Origin of the sequence: Bordetella trematum, assembly GCF_900078335.1 — a bacterium.
GTDB classification, from domain to species: domain Bacteria; phylum Pseudomonadota; class Gammaproteobacteria; order Burkholderiales; family Burkholderiaceae_B; genus Bordetella; species Bordetella trematum.
In genome coordinates, this window is sequence record NZ_FKBR01000034.1 from 12,840 (window position 1) to 26,582 (window position 13,743).

General features: G+C 65.2%; 11 protein-coding genes. 9 read left to right on the plus strand and 2 right to left on the minus strand.

All coding sequences use genetic code 11. From position 1 onward, the window contains the following. Positions 1-71: 71 nt before the first annotated feature. Entirely contained in the window at positions 72-698 is a 627-nt protein-coding gene (gene ycaC / locus A7V84_RS14485; protein WP_063492176.1) for an isochorismate family cysteine hydrolase YcaC, read from the plus strand. 127 nt (positions 699-825) lie between these two features. Here the strand turns inward: ycaC and A7V84_RS14490 are convergent, their stop codons facing one another. Together A7V84_RS14490 and pdxR are read right to left on the minus strand one after the other, a co-directional pair. Next, entirely contained in the window at positions 826-1,947 is a 1,122-nt protein-coding gene (locus A7V84_RS14490; RefSeq protein ID WP_063492175.1) for a tartrate dehydrogenase, read from the minus strand. 34 nt (positions 1,948-1,981) lie between these two features. Further along, positions 1,982-3,529 carry a MocR-like pyridoxine biosynthesis transcription factor PdxR gene (pdxR, locus tag A7V84_RS14495; protein ID WP_082833021.1) on the minus strand — a complete coding sequence of 516 codons (1,548 nt, stop codon included), beginning with the start codon at positions 3,527-3,529 and terminating at the stop codon, positions 1,982-1,984. 360 nt (positions 3,530-3,889) lie between these two features. Between pdxR and A7V84_RS14500 the strand changes: the two genes are divergently transcribed. The 8 genes from A7V84_RS14500 (at position 3,890) to A7V84_RS14535 (ending at position 13,733) form a co-directional block, all read left to right on the plus strand. After that, on the plus strand, positions 3,890-5,464 hold the full coding sequence (locus A7V84_RS14500) for an ABC transporter substrate-binding protein (RefSeq protein WP_025516464.1): 1,575 nt from the start codon (positions 3,890-3,892) through the stop codon (positions 5,462-5,464). A gap of 451 nt (positions 5,465-5,915) precedes the next feature. After that, on the plus strand, positions 5,916-7,439 hold the full coding sequence (locus A7V84_RS14505; protein WP_051348281.1) for an ABC transporter substrate-binding protein: 1,524 nt from the start codon (positions 5,916-5,918) through the stop codon (positions 7,437-7,439). An 86-nt stretch (positions 7,440-7,525) separates the two neighbouring features. Continuing rightward, positions 7,526-8,533: an ABC transporter permease gene (locus A7V84_RS14510; protein ID WP_025516468.1), complete on the plus strand. Its 1,008-nt coding sequence runs from the start codon at positions 7,526-7,528 to the stop codon at positions 8,531-8,533. Beyond that, positions 8,530-9,369, plus strand: coding sequence for an ABC transporter permease (locus A7V84_RS14515; RefSeq protein ID WP_025516469.1), 840 nt, complete (start codon positions 8,530-8,532; stop codon positions 9,367-9,369). The genes A7V84_RS14510 and A7V84_RS14515 overlap by 4 nt, the downstream gene beginning before the upstream one ends. Before the next feature lie 10 nt (positions 9,370-9,379). Further along, a complete protein-coding gene (locus A7V84_RS14520; RefSeq protein ID WP_025516471.1) occupies positions 9,380-11,026 on the plus strand; it encodes an ABC transporter ATP-binding protein in 1,647 nt (548 codons plus the stop codon). A 16-nt stretch (positions 11,027-11,042) separates the two neighbouring features. Beyond that, positions 11,043-12,338, plus strand: coding sequence for a 4-aminobutyrate--2-oxoglutarate transaminase (gene gabT, locus A7V84_RS14525; RefSeq protein ID WP_033534657.1), 1,296 nt, complete (start codon positions 11,043-11,045; stop codon positions 12,336-12,338). 19 nt (positions 12,339-12,357) lie between these two features. Further along, the gene (locus A7V84_RS14530) at positions 12,358-12,648 is read left to right on the plus strand and encodes a cupin domain-containing protein (protein ID WP_025516474.1); all 291 of its coding nucleotides are present in this window, start codon (positions 12,358-12,360) and stop codon (positions 12,646-12,648) included. Between the two features lie 20 nt (positions 12,649-12,668). Continuing rightward, the gene (locus A7V84_RS14535; protein ID WP_033534656.1) at positions 12,669-13,733 is read left to right on the plus strand and encodes a histone deacetylase family protein; all 1,065 of its coding nucleotides are present in this window, start codon (positions 12,669-12,671) and stop codon (positions 13,731-13,733) included. The last annotated feature ends 10 nt before the right edge of the window (positions 13,734-13,743 follow it).

Here is a 13,743-nt window from a genome sequence, read left to right on the forward strand (position 1 = left end):
ATGCCGGCCGCCTCCCCCGGCGGCCGGCCTTCCCCCGGTGCCCGGCACCCCACTTGCCCAAGGAGCAAGCCATGAGCAAACCCTATGTCCGCCTGAACAAAGATGGTGCCGCCGTGCTGCTGGTCGACCACCAGACCGGCCTGCTGTCGCTGGTGCGCGATATCGACCCCGACAAGTTCAAGAACAATGTGCTTGCGCTGGGCGATCTCGCAGCCTACTTCAAGCTGCCGACCATCCTGACGACCAGCTTCGAGAACGGCCCCAACGGCCCGTTGGTGCCGGAACTCAAGGCCCAGTTTCCGGATGCGCCCTATATCGCTCGCCCCGGCAACATCAATGCCTGGGACAACGAAGACTTCGTCAAGGCCGTCAAGGCCACGGGCCGCAAGCAGTTGATCATCGCGGGCGTGGTGACCGAGGTCTGCGTTGCCTTCCCGGCGCTGTCGGCGCTGGAAGAAGGCTACGACGTGTTCGTGGTGACCGATGCGTCGGGCACGTTCAACGAGATCACCCGCCAGGCCGCCTGGGAACGGATGTCGCAGGCCGGCGCACAGTTGATGAGCTGGTTCGGGGTAGCCTGCGAGCTGCACCGAGACTGGCGCAACGACATCGAGGGCCTGGGCGCGCTGTTCTCGAACCACATCCCCGACTACCGCAACCTGATGACCAGCTTCAACACGCTCAATAGCGGCAAGTAAGCCGGCAAGGCAAAGGCCATCCGGAGCCTGCTCCGGATGGCCTGTCCGATGCACGCGCCATCGGCGCTGCAGTGTCGGGTCACGGCCGTTGGCCGGACAGGGCCGCAGCCGGAGGCCCGTCCCCGGCTCAGTGGCCTTTGGCCACCAACTCGGCGATGGCGCGCCCGACCTCTGCGGTATTGGCCTGACCCTTCATGTCGGGCGTGCGCGGCCCATCGGCCAGCACCGTTTCAATCGCCTTCATGACAGCCTGGGCGGCCTCGGGGTAGCCGAGGAAGTCCAGCATCAGCACGCCGCTCCAGATCTGCCCGATCGGGTTGGCGATGCCCTTGCCGTAGATGTCCGGGGCCGAACCATGTACCGGCTCGAACAGGGACGGGAATTTGCGCTCGGGGTTGAGATTGGCCGAAGGCGCAATGCCGATGGTACCGGTGCAGGCCGGGCCCAGATCGGAAAGGATGTCGCCGAACAGGTTGGAGGCCACCACCACATCGAACCAATCAGGATGCTGCACGAAGTGCGCGCAGAGGATATCGATGTGATATTTGTCCCAGCGCACGTCGGGGTACTGGCCGGCCATCTCTGCCACCCGCTCGTCCCACCAAGGCATGGAAATCGAAATGCCGTTGGACTTGGTGGCAGCCGTCAGGTGCTTGCCGCGCTTGCGCGCGAGCTCGAAGGCGAACTTCAGCACGCGCTCGGCGCCCACCCTCGTGAACACGCTTTCCTGGATGACGACCTCGCGCTCGGTACCCTCGAACAGGCAACCCCCGCTGTTGGAGTACTCTCCCTCGGTGTTCTCGCGAACGATGAAGAAGTCGATGTCGCCCGGCTTGCGATTGGCCAGCGGCGTGGGCACGCCCGGCATCAGGCGCACCGGACGCAGGTTGATGTACTGGTCGAACTCGCGGCGAAAGCGAAACAGCGATCCCCACAGCGCTTCGTGATCGGGCACCGTCTCGGGCCAGCCGATCGCGCCGAAGAAAATGGCCTCGTGCGAACCGATCTGCGTCTTCCAGTCATCCGGCATCATCTTGCCGTGCCTGGCGTAATAGTCGCAGCTCCAGTCGAAGTGATCCCACTGGAAGCCGATGTCAAACCGCGCCGCCGCGGCATCAAGCACGCGCAGCCCTTCGGGCATGACTTCCTTGCCGATGCCATCGCCGGGGATCACGGCGATTCTGTGTTTCCTTGCTGCCACCCGTTGTCTCCATGGATGCGCGCCCACCGTGGCGCGCCTGCCGTGCATGATATAGGCGCGCCGGGCAATAAGGCAAAGAACCTCAGGCGCCGCTCCAGGCCTGGTCGTTGATGCGTTCGCTGGACGGGGCGCGCCCTTGCGTGCGTCGGGTATGCTCCAGCGCCGGCGTGATGACCTGCACCAGCCGTTCGAAGGCCGGAGCGATTTCCTCGTCGGGCACACAGGCATAACCCAGCAGCAACCCCGGCCGGGCCCAGGCCTCGTTGGCGTAATAGCGCGACAGCGGCCGGGCCGTCAGCCCCAGGGTACGGGCGGCGATGGAAATGCCGAGGTCATCCACGCCTTCGGGCAGATGCAGCACCAGATGCAGGCCGGCCTCATGGGTCGAGACCGGCCAGTCGGCGCCGAAATGACGCGCCACCGCCGCGCGCAGCAGCGCCTGGCGGGTGGCGTAGCACTGCTTCATGCGGCGGATGTGGCTGGCGTAGTGGCCGCCCTCGATGAAGTCGGCCAGCACCGCCTGGTCCATCAGGCGCCCTTCGCGGTACAGCTCGGACAGACCGGTCGCGAAATGCGCGGCCAGGCGGCGCGGCAGCACCATGTAGCCCATGCGAAAACCTGGGAACAGCGTCTTGGAGAAGGTGCCGAGGTACAGCACGCGATCGTGGGGATCCAGGCCCTGCAGCGAGCCGATGGGCCGGCCGTCAAAACGGTACTCGCTGTCGTAGTCGTCTTCAATGATCCAGGCGCCACGCTTGTGGGCGTACTCGAGCAGCATGCGGCGGCGCGCCAGGCTCATGATCATGCCCAACGGATACTGGTGCGATGGGGTGAGGAAGATGAAGCGCGGCGGCTGTTGCAGCTGTTCGGCCTGCGGCGCCATGCCTTCTTCGTCGACCGGCACCGGCACCGGCGTGATGCCACAGGCCACGAGCGTGGCGCGCGCGCCCCAGTAACCCGGGTCTTCCATCCAGGCGGTGTTGCCGTGATCGCCCAGCAAACGCGCAAGCAGGCTGATCGACTGATGGATACCGGTGGTGATGACGACCTGATCGGCCTCGCAGCGGACCGAGCGCGCCAGACGCAGGTGTTCGGCCACGGCCTGGCGCAGCGGCAGATAGCCGGCGCCATAGGAATAGGTCAGAAGTTCCGGTGTCTGCTGACGCCAGCGACGGCTGAGCAGGCGATTCCAGATGGCGCGGGGAAAGAGCGATACGTCAGGCACGCCGGAGACGAAGGCACCGAGCTGGCGATCCGAGGCCGAGGCCTCCTGCACCAGCTTGCTGCCTCGCCGCGACAAGAGAAACGGCGTGGCCGGCGGCTGCGTGTCAGGCTCGTCGCTCCAGGCCTCCTGGGGCTGGGGCACGGTATCGGAGACAAAGGTGCCGCTGCCGAAGGCGGCGGTCAGATAGCCTTCGGCGGTGAGCTGGTCATAGGCGTGCAGGATGGTGTTGCGCGACAGGGCCGTGTCGGCAGCCAGCACCCGGGTGGCGGGCATCTTGGCCCCGGCGGGTAGCTCGCCCGCCAGGATCAGGGCGCGCAAGGTGTCACAGACCTGGCGCGACAGCGCCACCGTGGCGCGCCGGTCCAGACGTTGCAGCACTCGCTCCGACAGAATCAGCTCTTTCAAAGTGGCACCTGAAAATGGAATCGTTCTGGATCTATTGAGAGTACCAAATATCCGATAGGCTTCTCCATTATGAAAAACGGCAATGGCACGCACCATCGCCACACCATTTGCAAGGGGAGACACTTGCCAATGCATCATCACCGCATATGCGGCGGCCCGCCGGCCTGCCCATTTCCTGACCGCATTCCTGGCGCGCTTCGCTGCGCCACCTTCCCCACCCTGGATCAGCCCCCGCTCTAGCGGCCGTCCCGCTTCCTCCCTGCGATGTCCCGTGCCACGCCGGTCCCCGCCTGCGTGCGGGCGGCGCTCGCCCATGCCCAGCGCACCGCGCTCACCGCCCGTTTTCTTCTGGAGCCTGCTTTGAAACTGTCCCGTCTGCTGAAACTGTCTTCCTGCGCCCTGGCCCTGAGCCTTGCCCTGCCCGCCACCACCGCCTGGGCCCAGACACGCGGCGGCACCCTCAGCATGATCGTGCAACCGGAACCGCCCATGCTGATCCCGGCGCTCAATCAGCAAGGCCCCACGCAGTACATCACCGGCAAGATCTATGAAGGGCTGCTGACCTACAGCTTCGACCTCAAGCCGCAGCCCGGCCTGGCCAAATCCTGGGAAGTCAGCCCCGACGGGCTGACCTATACCTTCCATCTGCAGGAAGGCGTGAAGTGGCACGACGGCAAGCCGTTCACGGCCGATGACGTGGTGTTCACCATGACGGAGATGCTGCCCAAGACCCATGCGCTGGCCCGGGTCATCTTCAAGCAATATTTGGATCGTGCCGAGAAAATCGACGAGCACACCGTCAGCCTGCATCTGAAGTCCCCCTTCCCGGCCTTCATGCTGGTGTTCGGCCCCGGCTTCTCGCCGATGATGCCCAGGCATCTGTATGCCGGCACCGACTACGCCACCAACCCGGCCAACCAGAAGCCGGTCGGCACCGGTCCCTTCAAGTTCAAGGAATGGAAGCGGGGCGAATACGTCAAGCTGGAGCGCAACCCCGACTACTGGATGGAGGGCAAGCCCTATCTGGATGAGCTGATCTTCAACGTGATCCCGGATGCAGCCTCGCGCGCGGTAGCCTATGAGCGTGGCAGCGTGGACGTGCTGCGCGGCGGCGACATCGACGACGTGGACGTGCGCCGGATACGGGCACTGCCCAATACCGAGTACACCACCAAGGGCTGGGAGATCTTCTCGCCCCAGGCCTACCTGCTCTTCAACATGCGCAAGCCGCCGTTCGACAACGTCAAGGTGCGCCGGGCCGTCATGGCCGCGATCAATCGCAAGATGGTGGTGGACAACATCTTCTTCGGCCAGGGCAAGATCTCCACCGGCCCGCTGGTATACACCGAGATGTTCTATGACAAGAACACGCCCCCCATGCCTTTCGACATGAAACAGGCGCGCGCCCTGATCAAGGAATCCGGCGTCAATCCGCAGGACTACACCATCCGCCAACTCAGCCTGCCCTATGGATCGAGCTGGGACCGTCTAGGGGAATACACCAAGCAATCGCTGGAGCAACTGGGCTTCAAGGTCGAACTCGAGGCGACCGATGCCGGCGGCTGGGCCGCGCGCACTGGCGACTGGGACTTCGACCTGACCATGGTCTACAGCTACCAGTACGGCGACCCGGCGCTGGGGGTGGAGCGTCTTTACACCGAGTCCAACATCGTCAAGGGCTCGCCCTTTGCGAACGTGCAGGGCTATCGCAATCCGGAGGCCGACAAGCTCTGGGCGCAGGCGGCGGCCGAAAGCGATCCGGCCAAACGCCAGGCGCTCTACTCGCAGATCCAGACCATGCTCACCGAAGACGTGGCCAACGGCTTCCTGATGGACATGGAATTCCCGACCCTGTATCGCAGCAAGGTCAAGAACCTGGTGCAGACCGCCATCGGCGTGAACGAGACCTTTGCCGACGTTTATCTCGAACCGTGATGACGCGATCCAAAGTGGCACCTTCGAGCCTGCCGCTTTTGGATCTATGGAGAGTGCCAAATATTCGATACGCTGCGATGGCATCAGAACGAAGTCCAGAAAATGCAAAGGGGAAAAACTTGCAAACGGACAAACGACACGCGACGCATGGGGTCCTTCGCCCCACGACACCCGCAGCCGCAGCGCCCCGCGCGCCCGGCCATCGGCCCAGATTGAGCGCCCCCGGCTGAACCCCGGGGGCCGCCTCAAATGCCGCAGCGGTGTGCGGCAGGCAGTTTTCTTCACCGCAATGCAGCATCCGGTGCGCTGATCGCGCAGCCGGCAACGCACAGGCAGCCGCCGCCCGCCAACGGGGCGGCGCGCGGCCATCCATCTCAAGACCGCCGGGAGGTCCGCAGTGAAACTGAAACACGCCCTCAAACTCTCCGCCTGCGCCGTGGCGCTGGCCGCCATGTTGCCTTCGGGCGCCGCCTGGGCCCAGACGCGGGGCGGCACGCTCAGCATGATCGTGCAGCCCGAGCCGCCCATCCTGATCCCCGCCCTTAACCAGCAAGGGCCGACCCAATTCATCACTGGCAAAATCTACGAGAGCCTGCTGACCTACAGCTTCGACCTGAAGCCGCAGCCCGGCCTGGCGAAGTCCTGGGAAGCGAGCCCCGACGGGCTGTCGTATACCTTCCATCTGCAAGAGGGCGTCAAGTGGCATGACGGCAAGCCTTTCACCGCCGATGACGTCGTATTCTCGATGATGGACATGCTGCCCAAGGTGCACGGCCGCGCCCGCGTGATCCTGGGCAAGCACCTGGACCGGGTCGAGAAAATCGACGATCACACCGTGGTGATGCATCTGAAGGCGCCCTTTCCCGCCTTCATGCTGATGTTCGAGCCGGGTTTTGCGCCCATGATGCCCAAGCACATCTACGCCGGCACCGACTACGCCACCAACCCGGCCAACCAGAAGCCGGTCGGCACCGGCCCCTTCAAGTTCAAGGAATGGAAGCGGGGCGAGTTCGTCAAGCTGGAGCGCAACCCCGACTACTGGAAGCCGGGCAAGCCCTATCTCGATGAGCTGATCTTCAACGTGATCCCGGATGCGGCCTCGCGCGCGGTGGCCTATGAGCGTGGCAGCGTGGACGTGCTGCGCGGCGGCGACATCGACGACGTGGACGTGCGCCGGGTGCGCGCCCTGCCCAATACCGAGTACACCACCAAGGGCTGGGAGATGTTCTCGCCCCAGGCATACCTGATCTTCAACATGCGCAAGCCACCCTTTGACAACGTCAAGGTGCGCCAGGCGATCATGGCCGCCATGAACCGCAAGATGGTGGTGGACAACATCTTCTTTGGCCAGGGCAAGATTTCCACCGGGCCGCTGGTGTACACCGAGATGTTCTATGACAAGAACACGCCTCCCATGCCCTTCGACATGAAGCAGGCGCGTGCCTTGATCAAGGAATCCGGCATCAATCCGCAGGACTACACCATCCGCCAGCTGGGTTTCCCGTACGGGTCGACCTGGGATCGTCTGGGCGAATACACCAAGCAATCGCTGGAGCAGCTGGGCTTCAAGGTCAACACCGAATCCACCGATGCCGGCGGCTGGGCCGCGCGCACCGGCGACTGGGACTTCGACCTGACCACCACCTACAGCTACCAGTATGGCGACCCGGCGCTCGGCGTGGAACGCCTGTACATCGCCGACAACATCGTCAAGGGCTCGCCCTTTGCGAACGTGCAGGGCTATCGCAATCCGGAGGCCGACAAGCTGTGGTTCAAGGCCGCAGCCGAGGTCGACCCGGCCAAGCGCCAGGAACTGTATACGCAGATCCAGGTGATGCTGACCCGCGACGTCGCCAACGGCTTCCTGGTGGACATGGAGTTCCCCACGCTGTATCGCAGCAAGGTCAAGAACCTCGTGCAGACCGCCATCGGCCTGAACGAGACCTTTGACGACGTCTACATCGAGCAGAAATAAGGGCAGGCGCGGGCTGCCTTCGCGGCCCGCGCCCCTGCCGGCGGGCAGTATCGCCGGCGGCTGTGCTGTTCCCTGGAGATGCATGCATGAAATTCCTGTCTTTCTTTGCCTCCCGGCTGGCCAAAGCGCTGGTGGTCGTGCTTGGGGTGGTGATCATCAACTTTTTCCTTATCCGCATGGCGCCGGGCGACCCGGCCGCCGTGCTGGCAGGCCAGGCGGGTGCGGGCGACCCCGCCTATGTCGAACAGTTGCGCGTGCAATTCGGCCTGGACCAGCCTGTCCTGACCCAGTTGGCCATCTACCTCAAAGGGGTGGCGCAACTCGACCTGGGCTTTTCCTATCGCAATCACGTGCCGGTGCTGGACCTCATCCTGGAACGCTTGCCGGCGACCTTTCTGCTGATGATCTGCGCCTTTCTGTTTTCCATCATCCTGGGCGTGGCGCTCGGTGTCGTGGCGGCCAAGGCCCGCTACGCCAACAAGCGGCGCTGGATCGACAGCACGGTAATGAGCGGCGCCCTGCTGCTGTACGCCACGCCGCTGTTCTGGCTGTCGCTGATGGGCATCCTGCTGTTCTCGGTCACGCTGGGCTGGCTGCCTGCATTCGGGATGGAGACTGTGGGATCCAAGCTCACCGGCATGGCGCGGGTCTGGGACATCGCCCAGCATCTGGTACTGCCGACGGTGACCCTGGGGTGCTTCTTCATGGCCGTCTATGTGCGCCTGACGCGCGCCTCGATGCTTGAAGTCATCGGCATGGATTTCGTCAAGACCGCCCGCGCCAAGGGCGTGCCGCCCGCCCGGGTGATCCGCGCTCATGTGCTGCGCAACGCCTTGCTGCCGGTCATCACCTTTGCGGGGATCCAACTCGGGCAGATGGCCGGTGGTGCGGTGCTCACCGAGACCGTGTTTGCCTGGCCGGGCATCGGACGCCTGATGTTCGATGCCTTGCTGCAGCGCGATTACCAGCTGCTGCTGGGCATTTTCCTGGTGACGTCCATCATGGTCGTGGCCTTCAACCTGATCACCGACATGGTCTATCGCTTCATCGACCCGCGCATCGCCGCCGGGGGCAAGCAAGGAGCCGCAGCATGAATGGCTTTGTCAAACGCTATATGCGCAACTACGGCGCGGTGGCCGGCCTGATCATCGTCACCACCGTGGTGCTGATCGCCCTGGCCGCGCCGCTGCTGTACGAAGAATCGCCCTGGATGATGGTGGCCGCGCCGCTAATTCCGCCGTTTACCGATGCGGCCTACCCCTTCGGCACCGACATGCTCGGCCGTGACATTACCGCCGGGCTGGTGTGGGGCGCGCGCGTCTCGCTGATGGTGGGATTGCTCTCGACCGGAGTGGCGCTGCTGTTCGGCATCGCCATCGGCGCCATCGCCGGCTACTGCGGCGGGCGCATCGACGACGCGCTGATGCGCTTTACCGAGTTCTTCCAGACGATTCCGCAGCTGGCTATGGCGGTCGTGCTGGTGGCCGTGCTGGGCCCGTCGATGTACTCGATCATGGGCGCCATCGCCGTGGTGTCCTGGCCGCCGGCCGCACGCCTGGTGCGCTCTGAGTTCATGACGCTCAAGCAGCGCGAGTTCGTGCAGGCGGCCATCGTGATCGGCCAGACGCCTGGGCGCATCGTCAGCAGCCAGATCCTGCCCAATGCCATGTCGCCCATCATCGTGTCGGCCTCTTTCATGGTGGCCACCGCGATCCTGACCGAGTCCTCGCTTTCCTTTCTGGGCCTGGGCGACCGCAACATGATGAGCTGGGGTTTCATGATCGGCGCGGCCCGGACCATGATCCGGGAAGCGTGGTGGATGAGCGTATGGCCGGGAGTGGCCATTCTGCTGACGGTGCTGGCCATCAACCTGATCGGCGAAGGGCTCAACGACGCCCTCAACCCGCAACTGCGCAAGCGCGGCGAATAGGAGGCCAGCCATGCAACAACCCGCTGAACGCGACGTCCCGCTGCTGTCCATCCGCAACCTGAGCATCGCCCTGCCTGCCGGCGGCGACCGCCCCTTCGCCGTACAGGACGTCTCGTATGACATCCGCGCCGGGGAGATCCTGTGCATCGTGGGCGAGTCGGGATCGGGCAAGTCCATGAGCGCCAATGCGATCATGGGCCTGCTGCCTGACTACCTCAAGCCCCAGCAGGGCGAGATCCTTTTCCAGGGGCGCGATCTGCTGGTGCAGCCCGAGGAGACTCTGCTGGGCATGCGCGGCAAAGACATGGCGATGATCTTCCAGGAGCCGCTGTCGGCCCTGAATCCGCTGATGACCGTGGGCGAGCAGATCTCCGAAGTCATGCGCGTGCACAATGCCTACCCGGGCGCGGCGCGCCAGCAGCGCGTGCTGGAGCTGCTGGCCTTCGTGGGCCTGCCGGATCCCGCCACGCTCTACCATGTCTACCCCTTCCGTCTGTCGGGCGGCCAGCGTCAGCGCGTGATGATCGCCATGGCCCTGGCGCTGGAGCCGGCCCTGCTGATCGCCGACGAGCCGACCACGGCGCTGGATGTGACCACCCAGGCGCAGATCCTGGCGCTGATCGCACGCATCCAGAAGGAAAAAGGCATGGGGGTGATGTTCGTCACCCACGATTTCGGTGTGGTGGCCGAGATTGCGCACCGGGTCGCGGTGATGGAAAAAGGCATTCTGGTCGAACAAGGCCCGGCCGAACAGGTGCTGAACCGCCCTCAGCACCCTTATACCCGGCGCCTGATCGCGGCGGTGCCGCACCGCCGCGCCGAAGACCGGCCCAGCCTGGAGACCGAGGCGCCGGTGCTGCGCGTGCGCAATCTGCAGAAGACCTATGTCACCGGCCATGGCGGTCTGTTCGGGCGCAAACGTGTGGTCAACGCCGTCGATGGCGTGAGCTTCGAAGTGCGGCGCGGCGAGACACTGGGCATCGTGGGCGAATCCGGATCGGGCAAGTCCACCATCGGGAAGTGCCTTCTCAAGCTGATCGGCATCGACGGCGGCGAGTTGATCTTCAATGGTCGCGATATCGCCGGGCTGCCGGAATCCCAGTTCCGGCCACTGCGCAAGGATATCCAGATGATCTTCCAGGATCCCTTCGCCTCGTTGAATCCGCGCCAGACCGTCGGGCGCATCATCAGCGACGGCCCGGTCGCCAACGGCGCCACGCGCGAGCAGGCCGAACGGCGCACCCGCGAGCTGCTCACGCTGGTCGGGCTGGACCCTTCGGCCTTCGATCGTTATCCGAACCAGTTCTCGGGCGGGCAGCGCCAGCGCATCGGCATCGCCCGCGCCCTGGCGCTGGAGCCCAAGGTGCTGGTTGCCGACGAGTCGGTCTCGGCGCTGGACGTCTCGGTGCAGGCCCAGGTGCTGCAACTATTGCACGAATTGCAGCAACGCCTGCGCATCGCCATGATCTTCATCACCCACGATCTGCGCGTCGCGGCCCAGATCTGCAATTCCGTGCTGGTCATGCACCGGGGCAAGGTGGTCGAGCATGGCAGCCCGGGGCAGATCTTCGACCGACCGCAAAACCCGTATACCCAGCAACTGATCGCCGCGGTGCCTGGCCAGCACTGGGATCCGACCCAGGCCGAAACCACATGATCACCAGGAGCCGCTCATGACCTCGCGCCCGCCGGTCAGCCCGGCCGACTGGAACGCCCGCCGCGCGGCCGCCACGCCGCGCGGGGTGGGCGTGATGTGCAATTTCTACGCAGACCGGGCCGAGAACGGAGAAATCTGGGACCAGGAGGGCCGGCGCTACATCGACTTCGCCGGCGGGATCGCCGTGCTCAACACCGGCCACCGCCATCCGCGCGTGGAGGCCGCCGTCAAGGCGCAGCTGGGGCGCTTCACCCACACCGCCTACCAGATCGTGCCCTACACCAGCTACATCGAGCTGGCCGAACAACTCAATGCGCGCGTGCCGGGAGACTTCGCCAAGAAGACGGCATTGTTCAGCACCGGGGCCGAGGCGGTGGAGAACGCCGTGAAGATCGCCCGAGCGGCCACGCGCCGGCCGGGCGTGATCGCCTTCGGCTCGGCGTTTCATGGCCGCACGCTGCTGGGCATGGCGCTGACAGGGCGCGTCAACCCCTACAAGGTGGGCTTCGGCCCGTTTCCGGGCGAAATCTTCCATGCGCCCTTCCCCAACGCCCTGGCCGGCATCAGCAGCGACGATGCGCTGGCCGGGCTGCGCACCCTGTTCCGCCATGACATCGACCCGCACAGCGTGGCGGCCATCCTGATCGAGCCGGTCCAGGGCGAGGGGGGGTTCAATATCTGCCCGCCCGAGTTCATGCGCGCCCTGCGCGCGCTTTGCGACGACTACGGCATCCTGCTGATCGCCGATGAAGTGCAGACCGGCTTCGGGCGCACCGGCCAGCTGTTCGCCATGGAGCATTACGACGTCGCGGCCGATCTGACCGTCATGGCCAAGAGTCTGGCCGGCGGGTTCCCGCTGTCGGCCGTGTGTGGCCGGGCCGAACTGATGGACGCGCCGGCCCCGGGCGGGCTGGGCGGCACCTATGCCGGCCATCCGCTGGCGGTGGCAGCGGCGCTGCAGGTCCTTGAGGTCATCGATGAGGAAGACCTCCTGGCGCGTGGCCGTCAGCTGGGCGACCGCCTGGCGGGCCGCCTGCGCGAACTGGCCGCCGAGATCCCTGAACTGGCCGAGGTGCGTGCCCTGGGCGCGATGGTGGCCGCAGAGTTCACGCACCCCGGCTCCAACACGCCCAGCCCCGAGTTTGCGCGGCGGGTGCAATCCCTGGCGCTGGAACAGGGCCTGCTGCTGCTGACCTGCGGCGCCGAGGGCAATGTGATTCGTTTTCTTTTTCCGCTCACCATCGGCGATGCGCTGATGGATGAAGCGCTGGACATACTGGGCCAGGCCCTGCGCGGCCAGCCCGCCCCCTGACATATCAAGGAGACACGCTATGCAACGTCCTGCTGCCATTCCGACCGTACAGATCGACAATGAGCACGTTCTGGTGACCGAGTGGCGCTTTCCGCCCGGAGCCGAAACCGGCTGGCACCGCCACGGCATGCATTATGTCGTCGTGCCGCAGACCACCGGCAAGCTGCTGCTGGAAACCCCCGAGGGCCAGCGCGAGAGCCAGTTGACCACCGGCGTGTCGTATACCCGCCCGGTCGGCGTCGAACACAACGTGATCAACCCGAACGATAGCGAGTTCGTGTTCATCGAAATCGAGATCAAGCAAGCCTGACGCCGCCTACGAGGATCGCCATGAAGGCATTTTTTGCGGAAGAACAATTACTGCACCTGCCGCAGCAGTTCATGCGCCTGGGCCGCATCAGCGCGCCGACCGATGTGCCGGCGCGCGCCGAAACGCTGCGCGCCCAGCTGCAGTCGCGCGGCATCGATGTGCAGGCCCCGCCCGATTTCGGCCGCGAACCGCTGGCAGGCGTGCATAGCGAGGCCTATCTGGACTACCTGGAGCACGCCTATACCCGTTGGCAGGCGCTGCGCGACGAAGGTCTGGATCCGGGCGAGGAGGTGCTGCCGAATCTGTCGCCCTACTACAGCGGCCGCCATGAGCTGCCCGCGCGCCCGCCCTGCCCGTCGCCCTCCATCGTGGCCCAGACCGGCTATTACCTGAGCGACCTGTCCTGCCCGGTCGGCCCCCATACCTGGCGCGCGGCCCTGCGCTCGACGCACAGCGCAGTGGCGGCAGCCGACTGGGTGCGCCAGCACCAGAGCATGGCCTATGCTTTGTGCCGGCCTTCCGGGCACCATGCGCACCGTGATCGCGCAGGCGGCTTCTGCTACCTGAACAGCAGCGCCGCGGCCGCCCAGCGGCTGACGCAGACCTGGTCGCGGGTCGCGGTACTCGACGTAGATGCCCACCATGGCGACGGCACGCAGAATATTTTCTATCAGCGCGCCGACGTCATGACGCTGTCGCTGCACGCCGACCCCAGCACCTACTACCCCTTCTATACCGGCTACGCCCATGAGCGCGGCTACGGCAGCGGCCATGGCTACAACCTGAACTTTCCGCTGCCGCACGGGGCCGCCAACGACGTCTTTCTGCAGGCCCTGGACAGCGCCCTGGTGGCGCTGCGCGACTACCGCCCCCAGGCACTGGTGCTGGCCCTGGGCTTTGACACCTATAAGGACGACCCCATCAGCGTGCTGAAGCTGGACCTCGAAGCCTATCGCCATATCGGCGAGCGCATCCAGGCGCTGGCCCTGCCCACAGTGGTGGTGCAGGAAGGCGGCTACATGGTCGAGAGCATCGGCCCGGCCCTGGACGCTTTCCTGCAGGGTATGTCGGCGGTGCGCGCCTAACCTCTTTCCG

Coding starts and splice junctions, on each gene's coding strand:
- ycaC (WP_063492176.1), top strand. CDS start 72: ATGAGCAAACCCTATGTCCGCCTGAACAAAGATGGTGCCGCCGTGCTG.
- A7V84_RS14490 (WP_063492175.1), bottom strand. CDS start 1,947: ATGCACGGCAGGCGCGCCACGGTGGGCGCGCATCCATGGAGACAACGG.
- A7V84_RS14505 (WP_051348281.1), top strand. CDS start 5,916: ATGTTGCCTTCGGGCGCCGCCTGGGCCCAGACGCGGGGCGGCACGCTC.
- A7V84_RS14510 (WP_025516468.1), top strand. CDS start 7,526: ATGAAATTCCTGTCTTTCTTTGCCTCCCGGCTGGCCAAAGCGCTGGTG.
- A7V84_RS14515 (WP_025516469.1), top strand. CDS start 8,530: ATGAATGGCTTTGTCAAACGCTATATGCGCAACTACGGCGCGGTGGCC.
- A7V84_RS14520 (WP_025516471.1), top strand. CDS start 9,380: ATGCAACAACCCGCTGAACGCGACGTCCCGCTGCTGTCCATCCGCAAC.
- gabT (WP_033534657.1), top strand. CDS start 11,043: ATGACCTCGCGCCCGCCGGTCAGCCCGGCCGACTGGAACGCCCGCCGC.
- A7V84_RS14530 (WP_025516474.1), top strand. CDS start 12,358: ATGCAACGTCCTGCTGCCATTCCGACCGTACAGATCGACAATGAGCAC.
- A7V84_RS14535 (WP_033534656.1), top strand. CDS start 12,669: ATGAAGGCATTTTTTGCGGAAGAACAATTACTGCACCTGCCGCAGCAG.